At 35.6% G+C, this 17,676-nt stretch carries 17 protein-coding genes; all 17 read right to left on the bottom strand.

The annotated features are described in order from the left end of the window. Positions 1-2 precede the first annotated feature (2 nt). Entirely contained in the window at positions 3-521 is a 519-nt protein-coding gene (locus Q5O30_RS10485) for an RNA polymerase sigma factor (protein ID WP_021953697.1), read from the bottom strand. Between the two features lie 949 nt (positions 522-1,470). Then, positions 1,471-2,133, bottom strand: coding sequence for a methionine ABC transporter permease (locus Q5O30_RS10480; protein WP_021953696.1), 663 nt, complete (start codon positions 2,131-2,133; stop codon positions 1,471-1,473). Then, positions 2,123-2,911 carry a methionine ABC transporter ATP-binding protein gene (locus Q5O30_RS10475; RefSeq protein ID WP_021953695.1) on the bottom strand — a complete coding sequence of 263 codons (789 nt, stop codon included), beginning with the start codon at positions 2,909-2,911 and terminating at the stop codon, positions 2,123-2,125. Before Q5O30_RS10475 ends, Q5O30_RS10480 begins: the two co-directional genes overlap by 11 nt. A gap of 61 nt (positions 2,912-2,972) precedes the next feature. After that, a complete protein-coding gene (locus tag Q5O30_RS10470; RefSeq protein ID WP_021953694.1) occupies positions 2,973-3,806 on the bottom strand; it encodes a MetQ/NlpA family ABC transporter substrate-binding protein in 834 nt (277 codons plus the stop codon). Positions 3,807-4,208: 402 nt separating this feature from the next. Beyond that, positions 4,209-4,655 (bottom strand): Rrf2 family transcriptional regulator, encoded by a 447-nt coding sequence (locus tag Q5O30_RS10465; RefSeq protein ID WP_021953693.1) that lies wholly within the window; start codon positions 4,653-4,655, stop codon positions 4,209-4,211. A gap of 156 nt (positions 4,656-4,811) precedes the next feature. Then, positions 4,812-5,567, bottom strand: a complete 756-nt coding sequence (locus tag Q5O30_RS10460; RefSeq protein WP_021953692.1) for a ThiF family adenylyltransferase — start codon at positions 5,565-5,567, stop codon at positions 4,812-4,814. Between the two features lie 424 nt (positions 5,568-5,991). Beyond that, on the bottom strand, positions 5,992-8,454 hold the full coding sequence (locus Q5O30_RS10450) for a glycoside hydrolase family 64 protein (protein WP_021953691.1): 2,463 nt from the start codon (positions 8,452-8,454) through the stop codon (positions 5,992-5,994). 229 nt (positions 8,455-8,683) lie between these two features. Next, positions 8,684-9,247 (bottom strand): TetR/AcrR family transcriptional regulator, encoded by a 564-nt coding sequence (locus Q5O30_RS10445; protein WP_021953690.1) that lies wholly within the window; start codon positions 9,245-9,247, stop codon positions 8,684-8,686. Between the two features lie 61 nt (positions 9,248-9,308). Continuing rightward, a complete protein-coding gene (locus tag Q5O30_RS10440) occupies positions 9,309-10,367 on the bottom strand; it encodes a nitronate monooxygenase family protein (RefSeq protein WP_021953689.1) in 1,059 nt (352 codons plus the stop codon). 8 nt (positions 10,368-10,375) lie between these two features. Beyond that, complete coding sequence (locus tag Q5O30_RS10435) at positions 10,376-12,049, bottom strand: acetyl-CoA carboxylase carboxyl transferase subunit (RefSeq protein WP_021953688.1); 1,674 nt, start codon at positions 12,047-12,049, stop codon at positions 10,376-10,378. 56 nt (positions 12,050-12,105) lie between these two features. Continuing rightward, complete coding sequence (locus Q5O30_RS10430; RefSeq protein WP_021953687.1) at positions 12,106-13,455, bottom strand: acetyl-CoA carboxylase biotin carboxylase subunit; 1,350 nt, start codon at positions 13,453-13,455, stop codon at positions 12,106-12,108. Positions 13,456-13,474: 19 nt separating this feature from the next. Then, a complete protein-coding gene (gene fabZ, locus Q5O30_RS10425; protein WP_021953686.1) occupies positions 13,475-13,897 on the bottom strand; it encodes a 3-hydroxyacyl-ACP dehydratase FabZ in 423 nt (140 codons plus the stop codon). A gap of 4 nt (positions 13,898-13,901) precedes the next feature. Continuing rightward, positions 13,902-14,345 carry an acetyl-CoA carboxylase biotin carboxyl carrier protein gene (gene accB, locus Q5O30_RS10420; protein WP_021953685.1) on the bottom strand — a complete coding sequence of 148 codons (444 nt, stop codon included), beginning with the start codon at positions 14,343-14,345 and terminating at the stop codon, positions 13,902-13,904. A gap of 3 nt (positions 14,346-14,348) precedes the next feature. Continuing rightward, entirely contained in the window at positions 14,349-15,587 is a 1,239-nt protein-coding gene (gene fabF, locus Q5O30_RS10415; RefSeq protein WP_021953684.1) for a beta-ketoacyl-ACP synthase II, read from the bottom strand. 14 nt (positions 15,588-15,601) lie between these two features. Next, entirely contained in the window at positions 15,602-16,339 is a 738-nt protein-coding gene (gene fabG, locus Q5O30_RS10410; protein WP_021953683.1) for a 3-oxoacyl-[acyl-carrier-protein] reductase, read from the bottom strand. 23 nt (positions 16,340-16,362) lie between these two features. Beyond that, positions 16,363-17,277, bottom strand: a complete 915-nt coding sequence (gene fabD / locus Q5O30_RS10405) for an ACP S-malonyltransferase (RefSeq protein WP_021953682.1) — start codon at positions 17,275-17,277, stop codon at positions 16,363-16,365. After that, a partial coding sequence (locus tag Q5O30_RS10400) for a nitronate monooxygenase (protein ID WP_302674698.1) occupies positions 17,270-17,676 on the bottom strand: 407 nt, incomplete at its 5' end. The genes fabD and Q5O30_RS10400, both read right to left, overlap by 8 nt.

Below are 17,676 nucleotides of genomic sequence, written 5' to 3'. Positions count from 1 at the left end.
CACTATAAATCCTCCTCTAAAATTTCAGAAAGCTTCTTTCTTCCGCACATTAACTGCTGTCTTACATTAGTTTCAGTTAATCCGGTTATTTCAGCAATTTCTTTTCCTGAATACCCCAACACATATTTTAAGGTAAGCAGAGATGAAAATTTATATGGAAGCTGCTCTATGGCATTTTTTACTTCATTAACAAGATTTTCGCTGTTGTGCTTTTTTATGTTTGTTAAATCCACATCAAAATCTTCATCTCTTTTTTTCTTTTTATCGTATATTTTCATGGCTTCACGTTTTGTTATAATTGCTACAAAATTTTTTGTTTCCGTAGAAGCAATATCTTTAACCTTGTCCATATTTTTGGCTATTCTAAAGAAAGCCTCCTGAACTGCATCTTCTGAATCTCTATCCTGATGCAATACCTGATAAGCTATGTAATACATTAAGTTCCTGTATCTGTAATACAGTTCTTCAAATCTGTTTTTTTCTTCCTGTTTGTCTATTAGTGATAAATATAGCGCTACCATCTTATCCTCCAAAGCATCTTAGCTTCTGTATTAGTAATCTGCGAATTTTTGAAAATGTTATATAGATTTTTGAAATTTATATGGAGATTATATCATAGATGGAGGGTAGGGGGGGAGGATGGATTGTGCAGAAAGATTATTACGGAATATTATTGATGCAGCGATAATCTGTATGTGAATGATTAATTGTGCAGGGGAATTCCAAATAGAATGGTGCCTTCGGGTGGGAAATTGTGCTTCCTAATCCGTGAATTTACTTATTTTACATGATTTTTTTGTTATATTTTTAATTTTAATGTACCTACGTTCTCTGGAGCTTCTCTCAAGCCTGTGAATCTGCTTTTTTTACATGAATTATTTGATATATTTTCAATTTCAATGCACCTACGTTCTCTGGAGCTTCTCTCAAGCCTGTGAATCTGCTTTTTTTACATGAATTATTTGATCTATTTTCAAATTTAATGTACCCGCGTTCTCTGGAGTTTCTCTCAAGCCTGTTAATTTGCTTTTTTTACAACAATTATTTCTTATATTTTCAATTTTAATGTACCTACGTTCTCTGGAGCTTCTCTCAAGCCTGTGAATCTGCTTTTTTTACATGAATTATTTGATCTATCTTCAATTTCAATGTACCTACGTCCTCTGGAGCATCTTTAGATTTGTATGGAGTTTAATATTTCTTTGTTAAGAGTCAAAAATACCCGGATATGAATTATAAATCCATTTTCCGGGTATTTCGCCGAATAGCTATTCCCATCTAACAATAATATTTCAACGTAAATCATTACAACAAATATTTCCATATAAAATAGATCATTACAACAAATATTTCCACATAAAATAAATCATTGCAACAAATGTTTCCATATAAAATAAATCACTACAACAAATGTTTCCACATAATTTACATCATAAAAAGTGTCCCTATATATTACATCATAAACTCTTCCTATGCTTTTCTCCTGTCTAACTTCTTAGACAAAAGCATTCCTACCCACTGCATTATTTGTACCAGCAATACAAGTATAACAATTGTTACAAGCATTATGTCTGTCTGGTATCTGTAGTATCCGTATCTTATGGCAATGTCACCTAAGCCACCGCCTCCTACTACACCTGCCATTGCGGAATATCCCAGAATTGTGCCAAGGGCTATGGTGACTCCCACCAAAAGGGATGTTCTCGCCTCTGCCAAAAGAACTTTCCATATTATAGTGAAAGTTCCGGCACCCATACTCTGGGCTGCTTCAATCACTCCACCGTTTACTTCCTTGAGAGAAGATTCCACCATTCTGGCAATAAAAGGTGCTGCTGCTATTACCAAAGGTACAACAGTAGCTGTGGAGCCATATGTTTTTCCCACAATGGCTCTTGTTATAGGAATAACTAAAATTAATAAAATAAGAAACGGAATACTTCTTAATATATTCACAATTATATCTAATATCTTATATATAAAAGCATTTGGCTTTATGCCGTCTTTGTCAGTAACTGCTAATATGACACCTAAAGGAAGTCCTAATACATATCCGAAAAAAGTGGATGCCAGTGTCATATATAAAGTATCTCTCACGCCTTCTAAAAGCATTGTTATTGTTGCGTTATCCCACATATTCATCCAACTCCTTCTGACTTAAATTAACACCTCCACCAATTAACACAAGTTTTTTTGCTATATTGGTTTTAGGATTTTCAAATAATTCCTTTACAGTTTCAATTTCCACTGCTTCTCCATTTTCCATTACTGCAACGTTGTTGCAAATATCCTTTACCACACTCATGGAATGAGTAATTATAACTATGGTAATGTTTCTTTCCCTGTTGATTTTCTTTAATAAATCCAAAATAGATTTTGTAGTCTGAGGGTCTAAGGCACTTGTTGCCTCGTCGCAAAGAAGTATTTCCGGGTTGTTAGAAAGCACTCTTGCTATGGCAACTCTCTGCTGCTGTCCACCTGACAACTGTGCAGGATATGCCTTTGCCTTATCCTCCAATCCCACTGTTTTCAGCAGTTCGTACGCCCTTTTCCTTGCCTCACTTTTCTTAACTCCGGCTATTTCCATTGGAAAACAGACATTGTCTAAAACATTTCTCTGCATAAGTAAATTAAAATGCTGAAAAATCATGCCGATATTTTGTCTTGCCTTTCTCAACTCCTTGTTAGGAAGCTTTGTCAAATCTTTTCCATCTACGAGAACTCTTCCTGAAGTTGGTCTTTCAAGGAGATTCAGGCATCTTACCAATGTACTTTTTCCTGCTCCGGATAATCCGATTATTCCAAAGATATCTCCCTTTCCCACTTCAAAGCTTACATTTTTTACAGCCTCAACATTTCCGCTTTTTGCATTAAATGTCTTGTTTAAATTTTCTACCTTTATTATTGGTGTCATAATTTTCTCCTAATTTAAGCACCTAAAGGGAGCCTCGGCTCCCTTGGTTAATATTGTATTTTTATTCAAAAGGAACAACGGCTCCGTTAAATTTTTCATTAATAAACTTCTTTATTTCATCTGATTTAAGAACTGAAATAAGTGCCTTAATTCCTTCATTATTTTCATTGCCTTCCTTTACCGCAATTACATTTACATATGTTTTTGCAGCTTCTGAATCAGACTTTTCATATGCAATTGAATCTTTTTCAACTGAATATCCTGCTTCAAGGGCATAATTTCCATTTAATACTACAAATGCCACTTCATCTTTTACTCTTGATACCTGAGCAGCCTCTAATTCCTGAATTTTAATGTTCTTGGGATTTTCTGCAATATCCTTAACTGTTGCCTCTAATCCGGCACCATCTTTTAACTTAATAATTCCATTATCCTGTAATAGCAATAATGCTCTTGCCTCATTTGTTGTATCATTTGGAACTGCTATTGTGTCCCCTTCCTTTAATTCGTCAAGCTTCTTTTCTGTTCCCGGATAAATTCCAAATGGTTCATAGTGGATTCCTCCGGCATTAACAAGATGTGTTCCTTTTTCTTTGTTAAAGTTTTCTAAGTAAGGTATGTGCTGGAAATAGTTTGCATCAAATTCACCACTTTCAACAACGTTGTTTGGCTGAACATAATCATCAAATACCTTAATTTCCAAATCCCAGCCCTGCTTCTTAAGCAATGTTTTTGCTTCTTCTAAAATAATTGCATGAGGTGTAGCTGATGCTGCCACTTTTATGGTTTTGCCCGCTGCTTCCTTTGTTCCTGACTCCTTATCAGATGAACCGCAGGCTGTTAATGTTCCAATTGCTAATACTAATGCTAATAATAAATATGTTACTTTTTTCATAATGAATACCTCTTTCTTTCTTAAAATTAATCTATGTAAAATAGTACCTGTGTACTAATTGCTTTCCATGTAACTTTCCCCAATTGTTATTCCGGCATTTTTAAACTCCTTAAACATGAAAAATGGGAAGCACTCACCGAATGCTTCCCAGATATTACTCATATATTTATTTGCTTAAGGTCTAAAAATCCGACGCACACAAACAAGGCATGACGTAATATCTGCGAAAGCAGCACATCATACAGCACATGTATGTATCTTTTACAAGTCTTACTATTGTATGCATCTTTTTTCCTCCTTATATTTATCGTAATTCCTATATATTTAATAGGTTTTGTTTCATGTGTGGTATCTTATCATCTATTTCCTACGGTGTCAATAGAAAATTTATATTTTTTGAAATTAAATATAATACATCTGGTCATCAGTAGCATTATATTCTAAATAATCCTTTTCTAAATCAGCCAACGTAATATTAAGAAGTACATTGTCTAGCTGATCATTGATTATGTCAATAACTGACTCCTTAATTATTCTGTCAGCAACCCTTTCCTCTTCTTCATTTCCTGTAACATCATCCTCAATTCTATATGTTCCATCTAATGCCTCAATAATTTCTCCCACTGCTATTTTTTCGGCAGGCTTGTTTAACAGATAACCTCCCTGAGCCCCCTTAATACTTTTTACTATTCCGTATCTTCTAAGTCCGGCAAATACCTGCTCTAAATACTGTGGTGATATATCATTACGCTCAGCAATACTGCTTAAAGACACGTGACCGCTTTTTGAATTAATTGACAGGTCTATTAATGCAGTAATACCATATCTGCTTTTTTTTGAAAGTTTCATAATTTAGTTCCTCTTTTTATACAATTCCTATATGTTTAATAGGTTATAAACATTTTATTACTGATTCAGATTTTTGTCAACTAATTTATTAAAAGAAAAAGTTATCCCAACCCTTAGGTCGAAATAACTTTTTACTGTCCTATTGCTATTTATTACTTACATTCCTGTCAAATCTTTTATGACTTCGCCTGCTATTATTAGCCCCACTACAGATGGAACAAAAGCATTACTTCCCGGCACCTGTCTTCTCTGGGTGCACTTTCTGGCAGTTTCCGGAGGGCATATGCAATTGCTTTTACAGCTTATTGCCATATCCTCTATAGGTGTCATGGCTTTTTCCTTTGAATACACCACTTTTAACTTTTTAATGCCACGTTTTTTTAATTCTCTTCTCATTACCTTGGCTAAAGGGCATACTGATGTTTTGTAAATATCTGCCACCTCAAAGGCTGTAGGGTCCATTTTGTTTCCTGCACCCATGGAGCTTATTATAGGTACATTGCAGGTATTTGCCTGCATTACAAGCTGTATTTTTCCTGTTACCGTATCTATGGCGTCCACCACATAATCATAAGATGAAAAATCAAATTGTTCCGCTGTATCCGGCATATAAAATGTCTTATATATATTTACCTTTGCATCAGGATTTATGTCCAATATTCTATCCCTTGCAACATCTACCTTATACTTACCTACAGTGCTTCTTGTAGCAATTATCTGTCTGTTGATATTAGTAAGACACACCTTATCATCATCAATTAAATCAAGTGTTCCCACTCCGCTTCTGGCTAATGCCTCAACTGTATATCCACCTACACCACCTATTCCAAACACTGCTACTCTGGCATTCTTAAGGTACTCCATTTTCTCTTTTCCTAATAATAATTCTGTCCTTGAAAACTGGTTTAACATTTATTCCTCCATGGCCTTAATTATATCCTGCTCATATGAACGCACGGTAAGTTCATATCCGTGGCATACCACTTCATTATACCCTCAACTGTAAGTGCATACTAAATGTGAAATGGTTCCTTATTGTATTTTTTCAACAACTCCAATGCATCTTTCCTTGAAATATGTTCTCTCATTTCAGTTCTCCCTATCCTATTTGACTAATAGGATTTTACTCCTATGTGTCATCAATTGTCAACAGAAACTATTTTAGCCTGCAATAATCCTGCAATAATCGAAAATAATGAATTTAACCACCTTTTCAAAGCTTGACTGCATTCATCTTAATAAGCTTTCGTCGCACAAAAAAGAGACTGTTTCCACCGTTTATTACGGTTTTAACAGTCTCCATATTTGGATCATTTAAGTATTTTATTTTTATAAATTACCACTTCAAATCAATAACAAGGGCATCTGCGCTGTCATACTGAAGTAATGTACTTTGATCATTTACATCGTCGTAACAGAAACCATATGCCAATCCTACTACTGAATTTTCATGGAAGAATCCTGCATAATAGTTATTTATTGAATTCTTGTAATATTTATTTGGCTTATACCAATTAGAAGGCTCTGTTGCCACACCTCTGTTAAAGGCTGCACAAAGCTGTGCTTCAATGGCTAATTCTACTGAATTACCCCTGGCAAATGCACCTTTTCCTTCTAACACATCCTGAGTTGATGGCTTATCTACCACATAAACAGTGCTGTCACCATCTCTTCTAAACTGAATCTGATTTCCTACAACACGTCCTCTAAAGGAACCTGCCTCGCTACTAAATACTAAATCTTCATTTGTGTACTTAGCCCAGAATTCATTAATATATCCGTCGAAGTAATTAGCATATGCCTGACCTGAATTTAATGCTGCCTTACATGGTGCCATAATACGTTTGTCATTTACACAATACTTATATGCTTCCGGTGCATTCTGTAAGAACTTAGCAAATATTCCATCTCTTGTACCAATATCACCAACTACCTTATCATATGTTTCATACTGTGTATGACCAATAAGTCTTGTAATCATTGGGAAGCTGAAATAATCAACTCTTGTTGTATTACCCCAATAATACTTACCATCAATTGTAAATTCAGCAAATTCAAATAATGTATTAGCATTAGGATCTGATGCATTATTTAAATCCGGACCTGCAAAACCAATAGTTCCATCAGAAGCCTGATTGAAAGTGATGTAAATAGGCTTTTCATAGCTTAAATACATTCTTCCTGACTTAATAGATGGTACATATACATGGTCTGCTTCTTCTAATGTATAGCATACATCTGCAACCATTCTGTCCCCTACCTTAACGTTGTTCATTCCCATATTAGCAGGGATAAGATTTCCGTTTTTATCCATATAGCAAAGCTGATGTGCAGCATTATATCCTAATAAACACCAATATATCTGACTGTTTGAATACTTGCCATTAGTCTTATTGTTAAGCTGCATTAAAATTTTATCATCCCTAAGTGATAAATCACTTCTAAGCTGTGGTTTTAATTCCGGTGGACATGTTTCCGGCTCGGTCTCCTTTTCACCAATTCCCTTAACTGCAATTGTCATTTCAAGTCTCTTAGATTCTCTTGTTCCTACTACTGTAGTAATTGCTACCGTATGGGTTCCTTCAAAATAAACCGGCATTGTTATTGACTGTGCCTTAACACCTGTACGCCTGCGTTCACCATCAACATAAACATTGTAGCAGTTTACGTTTCCCTGTCCCCAAACCACATTAACAGCACCATCGTATGGAGAACTTACTACCATTCCAAATGGCATTGCTATTGAATCATCTGTTGTAAAATCTATTGAAGATGTTTCCTGCTGAGTAGGCGCCTGAGTCGGTACTACTGTCGGAGCCTGGGTTGGTGCTACCGTAACAGGTTCTGAACTACCACCAACTGTAACAGTTGCTGTCACTCTTTCAGATTCACTGCTTCCTACTACTGTGGCTACTGCCACTGTATATGTACCCTGCGCGTATCCCTGATAATCATATGATGCACACGATACTTCTTTTGAAACTAATACTCCATTAATATATACATTATATAAATCTATGTCACCACGTCCCCAAACTATATTTATGGTTCCGTTAGAAGGTGAACCTGCCACTAATCCAAATGGCATTGCTATTGACTTATCAGTTGTATAATCACCTGTAGCCGGCTTAGTTGTCATTGCTTCAGTAGCCTTAACTGTAGTTTCCTCTGCTGTACCTGGTTTAACTATAGTTGAAGAGCCTTTGAAATCCTTCTTAACATATGAAGAATCTACAAATGACAAAATACTGTTATACAGATAGTCATGCTTTGCTGCATTTCCCATTAACTGATTCTGATATAAAACATCAGCTATCTGATAAACGGATTTTGATACAATCTCTCCATATACATAAGTTCCATCTTTTAACTTTGCATATGGTCTTACGCTAATCTGATTTTTAAAGAAATCAACATTCTTAACAAATTTCATTGTCATTACATATGTTTGTGCACTTTTCATTTCACTATAACATATGTTATTCTTTCCTTCTGCTGTAGCTGAATGCGAGTATACTGTGTTATTTGTGCTTCCTACCACCATATCACTTTCACTCACATATTTTGTAAGTCCGTACACAAGACCTACCTCTTCCACTTTGTCTGAAGGGTCAGAAACAGAATACAATGTTCTAAACGCCTCCATAGATGTGTTAATCTGGTAGCCGTTAATTTCCAAACCAACACTGTCATCTGCTTTTACATTGGCAGAAAATCCCACAACCTGCCCAATCATAAAAACAAACATGATTGCCGACAAAACATACTTTCCCATTTTTGAAAATAGTTGCTTTTTCATAAAACTTCTCCTTTATAAATTATTGTATAATCCCTCCTATAATTTCGGATAAATTATAGCGCTCATGTAAAGAAACAATTCTTTACATCTTACATTCAGTTTCTCTAATTGAATTGTTTTTATCAAGGTATAATATTTACAAAAACGGGTTCATTTTTTACTTATAGCTAATATTTTTTATATTTTATCACTTTTTTTGTGCATTATTTACAATTACATAATATAAATTCTATTTTTTCAAATAAATCTTTTCCTTGGGTAAAAAGCTTACTGCGGTCTCCGCCATTTCTTCAGGAGTTTCCTGCATACCCTTTTGTACCCAATTTTCCAAAACTGATATACAACCAAAAATAATATAGTACCTGTAATATTCAAATTGTTTTAACGATTTATCCTGAAATTCGTCTTTCCATCTCAGCATATATTTTTCATGTAAGTTATTTCCTATTTTTTCCTGACCACTAATGTTGTTTATGGGAAAACTTAGCAATTTGCCCTTTTGTGGGTTATTATAAAAATAATTAAACAGTCTGTTGAAAAAACCGTAGGCATCTCCTCCTTCTGTTTCTAAAACAATTTCTTCCACATCATAGGTGATTTCATTTTGAAGAGTTTCTAACATTTCCACAGGACTTTTATAATACTGATAAAATGTTGCTCTTGTAATATCCGCCTTTTTTGCCAATTCACTGACCGTTATATTTTCAACACTTTTTTCTTTCAGAATAGAAATAAGAGCATCTACAATTAACTTTTTAGTTCTTATAATTCGTCTGTCTTTTTTTCCTTCCATAAATTACCTCACAACAACTTATGTTATAAAAAAATTTTTTCCCTTTGTCAACTTTACCATCTTAAAACAACTCATCAATTACATTTTTTACAGTGCTAATATCCTTCTGAATGTATGCTTTCGCCCCACAAAATAAAAGTGCATTTTCAATATCACCCTTTGCTGCTGCGATAAGTCTCTCAGTAATACAATAATCAATTTCTTTAGGATTACAATTTTTCAAGCATCTAAGACATTTTGATGGTGGAAATTTTTCACCCTTTATAACTTTCTCCATAAATGAATTCATTATCGCCCTTCCCGGCATTCCCACAGGACTTTTGACTATAGTAATATCTTCCTTATTTGAACTGACATATGCGTTTTTATAACGTATATCCCCATCACATTCTACCGTAGTAACAAATTTTGAAGCTACTTGTATTCCGTCCATTTCTAAATCAAAAACATGTTGTACATCATCTTTGCTCTCAATTCCCCCAGCTAAAATTAATGGTATATGTTCTCCATATAAATTTTCATATTCCATGACTACTCTTTTAATTTTTTTAACTTCATCGTCAAAATTTAAGTTGCTATTGTATTTTATAATTTCATCTTTTGAAAATCCCAGATGTCCTCCCGCCTTTGGTCCTTCTATGACAATAAAGTCAGCCGTTCTTCCATAATATTTGTGCCAATATTTTAAAATAACTTTTACTGCCTTTTCTCCCGACACAATCGGGGCAATTTTCACATTACTTTCCCCTATATATTCCGGTAATTTAACCGGCAGTCCGGCTCCCGAAATAATGACATCGGCTCCCGCCTTTACCGCTTCCATGACCTGCTCCTTATAATGGTTAAGTGCCACCATTATATTAAATCCTATTATTCCACCATGAGCTATTTCTCTTGCTTTTTTCATTTCGCTGTTTATTGCCCTTAAATTTGCCTGCAAAGTATTACTATAAAAATCCGGTTCTCTGTATCCTATCTGTGCTGTGGAAATAACACCTATTCCACCGCATTTTGCCACTGTTCCAGCCAGAGACGAAAGAGATATTCCCACCCCCATTCCTCCCTGTATTAATGGAATCCTTGCTGTTAAATCTCCTATTTTTAATGTTTTTACTTTCATTGTTACTCCTACATTCTTCTAAATCTGTCATATCTTTTTTCCACAAGTTCTAAGGCATTTAATGACTCATATCTGCTAAGAAATCCCTGTATTTCTTCATCTATATTTTTTATGGTTTCTTCCATATTTTCAACAGAATAGTGCTCCGGTTCGTCAATTATTTTTTCTATTATATTTAATTGTAATAAATCAAAAGACGTAAGTTTCATTAGTCCTGCAACTTCTTCCGGCTTCTTCGTTCCCCTAAACAATATACTTGCGTATCCCTCAGGGGATAAAATAGAATATACCGAATTTTTCAGCATCCACACCTCATCTGCCACAGCCAGTGCCAATGCACCTCCACTTCCCCCTTCTCCAATTACAATGGACAAAACAGGCACCTTTAAGTCTGACATTTCAAAAAGATTATTAGCTATTGCCTCGCCCTGCCCCCGCATTTCCGCTTCCACACCACAAAAAGCCCCTGCCGTGTCCACAAAGCAAATTATTGGTCTTTTAAATTTTTCTGCCTGTTTCATAAGTCGTATGGATTTTCTATATCCTTCCGGATTTGCCATTCCAAAGTTATGCTTTAAGCTATCCTTTGTATTATGCCCCTTTGTATTGGCAATTACTGTTACCGGCTTTCCATGAAAATATCCTATTCCACCTACAATTGCCCTGTCATCTCCAAAATATCTGTCACCGTGAAATTCCATAAAATCATCAATTAACCCATTTATATAATCTAAACCTGTAGGTCTCATCTTATCCCTTGCCTTAACAACTCTTTCCCATGGAGTAAGCTTGTCCCTGACTACATTATCTGTTTTTGTTTGGCTTACATAATTTGCATTTTTGTCACTTTCATAATGCATCTTTATAATATAAGAAAGGGTATTTTTTAACTTATCTCTCTCAACAATTGCGTCAATAAATCCATGTTCTAATAAAAACTCTGAGCTTTGAAAACCTTTTGGAAGTTTCTGACCGATAGTCTGCTCTATTACTCTTTGGCCTGCAAATCCAATAAGAGCGTTAGGTTCTGCTAAAATAATATCTCCCAGCATGGCAAAGCTTGCAGTAACACCTCCTGTTGTAGGATCTGTCAGTAAAGAAATATACAGATTTCCACTGTTTCTATATTTTTTTAATGCTGCCGAGGTCTTTGCCATTTGCATAAGAGAAACTATTCCCTCCTGCATTCTGGCACCACCTGAACAGGCAACTATTATTAGGGGAAGATTTTCCCTTTGGGCTTTTTCTATTGTTTTCGTAATTTTTTCCCCTACTATGCTTCCCATACTTGCCATCATAAAACGTCCGTCCATAATTGCTATGGCTGCCGGACTCCCCTTTACCGAAATTTTCCCTGTTATAACAGCCTCGTCAGTTTTAGTTTTTTCCCTTGTGTCAGTCCATTTTTTCATATAGGCTGCATCTTTTAAAGGATTTACAAAATCACTATTGCAAAACCATTCTTCAAAAGACTTTTTATCGGCTATAATTTTCAATCGGTTTCTTGCATTTAATCTGAAATATCCGCCACACTTAGGGCATACATAACTATTTCTTTTTACATCATCAGCCAATACCGGTGATTTACAACTTTTACATTTTACATATAATCCCTTTGGCACATCCGCCTTACTTTCTCTTATTTTTATGTCCGATTTTTTTATAAGATTTTTTATTATCATTTTTGTTTCCTATTTCTACCTATGTAATATCAGGGAAAATTTCTTTGCCCCCTTCATCAACCTTTATTCCAATTAAAATGTTCAAGAAAATTTATATCAAAATTTCCTGAAATATAATCTTTGTTATTAATAATGTCATATGCATAGTCAATATTAGTGTGAACCCCCTCAATTACCACTTCCCCTAATGCACTTTTCATTTTCATTATTGCCTCATTCCTGTCTTTTCCATGCACAATAAGTTTTGCCAACATTGAGTCATAGTATGGCGGAACTGTATATCCTGAAAATGCTGCTGAATCTGTTCTTATTCCGTTTCCTCCCGGAAAATGAAGAGCAACTATGGTGCCGGGACTTGGCATAAAATTCTTTTCAGGAATTTCTGCATTTATTCTGCATTCTATGGCATGTCCCGTTAATTTTATATCATTTTGTTTTAACTTAAGTTTCTCTCCCTGGGCAATCAATATTTGTTCCTTTACTATATCAATTCCGGTAATGCTTTCAGTTATTGGATGTTCTACCTGAATCCTTGTATTCATTTCCATAAAATAATATTTTCCGGTTTTATCCAACAGGAATTCTACTGTTCCGGCATTTTTATATCCCGCTGCCTTAGCTGCTCTTACTGCCATTTTTCCCATTTCTTTTCTTTGATTTTCACTTAAAACAACAGATGGTGCTTCCTCAAGTATCTTTTGATGGTGACGTTGTATGGAACAGTCTCTTTCCCCTAAATGAATGACATTGCCATAATTATCTGCAAGAATCTGAAACTCTATATGTCTTGGATTTTCTATAAACTTTTCCATATACATGGTATCATCCCCAAAGGATGCCATGCTTTCCTTACAGGCAGCCAAGAATCCCGATTTTAATTCATCCTTATTATAAGCAACTCTTATGCCTTTTCCTCCCCCTCCTGATGCCGCTTTTACTATTACAGGATAACCTGTTTTTTCTGCTTCCTGTAATGCATGATTTAAATCCTTTATCTCATTATTAGTCCCCGGTACTACAGGAATTTTAGCATTAATCATAGTTTGCCTTGCAGCAACCTTATTTCCCATTTTTTCAATTACAGTGTAATCAGGGCCAATATATGTTATATTGCATTGTTTACATAACTTTGCGAACTGGGGATTTTCAGATAAAAATCCAAATCCCGGATGTATGGCATCTGCCCCATGAGTAACCGCAGCACTAATAATACTTTCCATATTAAGATAACTGTCTTCAGAGGATGCTCCTCCAATACACACTGCTTCATCTGCCAACTGTGTATGTAGTGCTTCTTTATCTGCAACTGAGTAAACAGCCACCGTTTCTATTTCCATTTCACGACAGACTCTTATGATTCTTACTGCTATTTCTCCCCTATTAGCAATCAGCATTTTTTTAATCAATTTAAATCACCTCTAAAATCTACCCAACCATAAAGGTTAGTTCTCCTTTTGCCACTATTTCTCCGTCAACTGTTGCCACGGCACTTCCAATTCCTATGGGACCCTTAGAAGATATTATTTTAGTTTCTAATCTAAGCTTATCTCCCGGTTTTACCATTTTCTTAAATCGGAATTTATTTATCCCACCAAAAAACGCCGTCTTCCCCTTAAATTCCTTTTTACTTAAAATTGCCACTGCCCCTACCTGGGCTAATGCTTCAACTATAAGAACTCCCGGCATAACCGGCTGATTAGGGAAATGTCCCTTAAAGAAATCTTCTCTAAAGGTCACACACTTATATCCTACTGCAAATTCTCCCGGCTTAAAGTCCTCAATATAATCTATCAGTAAGAAAGGGTGCCTATGGGGGATTATTTCTTCAATTTCCTTTATTCCTAACATATTTTCACTCCTCTATAATAAACAATGACTGGGCGTACTCCACTGCCTCACCGTTTTTTACACAGATTTTCTTAAGTGTTCCGCTACAATCAGCCTCAATTTCATTCATTAATTTCATTGCCTCAACTATAGCCACTATCTGTCCTTTTTCTATCTTGTCCCCTACACTTACAAAGGGTTCCTCATTTTCCCCCGGTGCTAAATATACAGTTCCTACCAGTGGGGAAATTATCTCTTTTTCATTTATATTTTCTTCTTTATTGTCCCTGTTAATATCTGCTATGTCAGTTTTTGTAATATTCTTTTCAGTAGAAATATTTTCTGAAACATTATTTCCACCGGAGTTTTTTGATATGTAAACTCTTGTATTATTTTCCTCATATTCAAATGTATCAATGTCTGCCTGCGACACTTCTCTTATAAGATTTTTAATATCATCTATTCCCATTTTCTAATCCTCAATAAATTTTTTAATAATTAAACTGGCATTGTGTCCTCCAAAGCCAAGGGAGTTAGTCATTGCCACATTTACCTCTGTGTACTCACCCTTTCCTGCCATATAATTCAAATCACACTCTTCATCAGGATTTTTAAGTCCCACTGTCTGATGAATGTAATTATCCTCTATGCTTTTAACGCAGGTAATAAATTCAACACCTCCTGCTGCCCCCAACAAATGACCTATCATAGACTTGGTAGAATTGATTTTCACATTATATGCAGCATCCTTTAATGCTAATTTAATTGCCCTTGTTTCAAATAAATCGTTATGATGAGTGCTTGTTCCATGTGCATTTATATAATCAATCTCTTCAGGCTTTACTCCTGCCTCTTTCATTGCAAAAATCATTGCCATTGCAGCGCCACTTCCATCTTCTGCCGGAGATGTAACATGATATGCATCACAGGTTGCACCATATCCCACTATTTCACAAAGGATTTTGGCTCCTCTTTCTTTTGCATGTTGTAATTCCTCTACAACCACCACTCCTGCTCCCTCTCCCATAACAAAACCACTTCTGTTTTTATCAAAGGGAATGGATGCCTTTGTTTTGTCTGTTTCTTTGGTAAGAGCCGTAAGTTTATTAAAACCTGCCAATCCAAGAGGTGTAATGGAACTTTCAGTACCACCGGCTATCATTACATCTGTCTCACCACATTGAATGCTTCGGTATGCCTCCCCAATCGAGTGGGTTCCTGTGGCACAAGCCGTTACAACATTAATACACTTTCCCTTTGCTCCTAAATCAATTGCAACATTTCCTGCTGCCATGTTAGATATCATCATTGGCACAAGCATAGGTTTTACCCTGTCATTTCCCTTAGTCATAAGTTTTTGGGCTTCTTCTTCCATATCACCTAGTCCTCCGATTCCGGAACCGATACTTACCCCTACTCTATAAGGGTCTTCTTCCGACATATTTAATTGTGCCTGATTTACAGCCTGATTTGCTGCACAAACAGCATATTGAGAAAAGGCAGACATTCTTTTTGCCTTTTTAAAGTCCATATGCTCTTTTGCCACAAAATTCTTAACTTCCCCTGCTAATTTAACCTCATATCGGGATGTATCAAATTTAGTAATATTGTCAATTCCAATTATGCCTTCTTTAATATTCTCCCAAAATTCCTCTACTGTATTTCCTATGGGGGTAATTGCCCCTAATCCTGTTACAACAACTCTTCTCATTTCTGCCTCCCATATTACATAATCATTCCACCGTCAAGATTTATAACCTGACCTGTTATATAACTACTTTTATCTGATGCTAAAAAAGCTGCCAATTCTGCCACATCCTGTGGCGTTCCAAATCTTTTAAGGGGAATTTGGGATAAAATATTTTCCTTTACCTTATCTCCTAATACATCTGTCATTTCTGTCATAATAAACCCCGGTGCAATGGCATTAACATTTATGTTTCTTTTGGCAAGTTCTTTTGCAACTGATTTGGTAAGTCCTATAATTCCCGCCTTTGAAGCTGCATAATTAGCCTGTCCCGGATTTCCTGCCACTCCTGATATGGAAGATATATTTATAATTTTTCCATATCTGTTTTTAATCATTGATTTAGACACAAATTTAATACAGTTGAAAGTTCCTTTAAGATTAGTATTAATTACACTGTCAAAATCCTCTTCACTCATGGAAAGTATGAGGCCATCTTTATTTATTCCGGCATTATTTACAAGAATATCTATTTTCCCAAACCTTTCTACGATATCTCCAATAAATTTCTCACATTCCTTAAAGGATGCCACATTGCATTTTACAGCCTCAGCATTTCCACCTTTGTCCTTTATCTCCCTTACCACCTGTGCGGCCTTTTCCTCTGAGCCATTGTAATTTACAATTACATAAGCTTCTTCTGCCAGTTTCACAGCTATTTCTTTTCCTATTCCTCTTGATCCACCGGTTACAACAGCTATTTTTTTATTATCCATTTCTTCTTTTCCTTTTGATATTCCTATCTTAAATCATCTAATTTTTTTAAATCTTCAACTGTGGAAATATTAATGTGTCTGACTGTTTTATCTATCTTTCTAATAAAACCTCCAATTGTCCTTCCGGGACCAATTTCCACAAAAGTATCCACACCATTTTCAATCATACATCTTACACTTTGTTCCCACTTAACCGGGGAATATACCTGCTGTTTTAATAATTCCTTAGTGTATTTTATATCGTCCACATATTCTCCGGTTACATTGGAAACATATGGAATGCTAAGTTTGTTAAAAGTTACCTTTTCCAAGTCCCTGCCTAATTTTTCTCCTGCTTCTTTCAAATATGGAGAGTGAAATGGCCCTCTTACCTTTAACTTTACGCATCTTGCTCCTAATTTTTTTAAATCCGGAACAGAACTTTCTATGGCTTCCACACTTCCTGTTATTACAATTTGTCCCGGGCAGTTATAATTAGCCACTGATACGCCATCTTTTTCTCTTAAGACATTATCAATATCTTCTTTATTAAGTCCAAGAACTGCCGTCATGCCTCCAAAGCCCTCCGGCACGGCATTATTCATATATATGCCTCTTTTCCTTACCAGACTTATTGCCTCTTTCTCATTCATTCCCCCTGCTACACATATAGCCCCATACTCTCCAAGACTTAACCCTGCAGTAACATCCGGGAAAATTTCCCTTTTAATAACTTCTCCTGTTATTGCCAGATAGGTTGTAACTAATGCTGCCTGAGTATACTCTGTATTGTTTATTAAATCATTTTCCTCAAAGCATACCTTTTTTATGTCAAAATCAAGAATACTTTCTGCCTCATTGTATATTTGTTCAGCTTCTTTGCTTTCCTTATAAAAATCAGCTCCCATGCCGGGTTTCTGCACTCCCTGTCCCGGGTAAACAAACGCCATTTTACTCATAATTTTCTCCTAACATTTCTAGCAATTTACAGCCCTTTTCCACAGTGTCTTTTATGATATCTTCACAGCTTTTTTTCTCTTTAACAAGACCTGCTATCTGACCTGCCATTAAGCTTCCCTTTACTGCATCTCCTTCTACCACAGCCCTTCTAAGGCCCCCAAGGGTTAGCATTTCCAGTTCATTAAATTCGGCACCTTCTGCCTCTTTTTTTATGTATTCATTTGACATTTGATTTCTTAAGACCCTTACAGGATGTCCCGTAGTTCTTCCTGTTACCTTTGAATCAATATCTTTTGCCCTAATTATTTTGTTCTTATAATTTTCATGAACATTGGCTTCAATGGATGCCACAAAAACCGTTCCCATTTGAACGCCTTTAGCTCCAAGGATTATGGCTG

Source organism: Eubacterium sp. CAG:161 (assembly GCF_000432355.1).
GTDB classification, from domain to species: Bacteria; Bacillota; Clostridia; order Lachnospirales; family Lachnospiraceae; genus Eubacterium_G; species Eubacterium_G segne.
The sequence above is the reverse complement of the archived record's forward strand: the minus strand, read 5'-3'. Positions and strand labels throughout refer to the sequence as shown.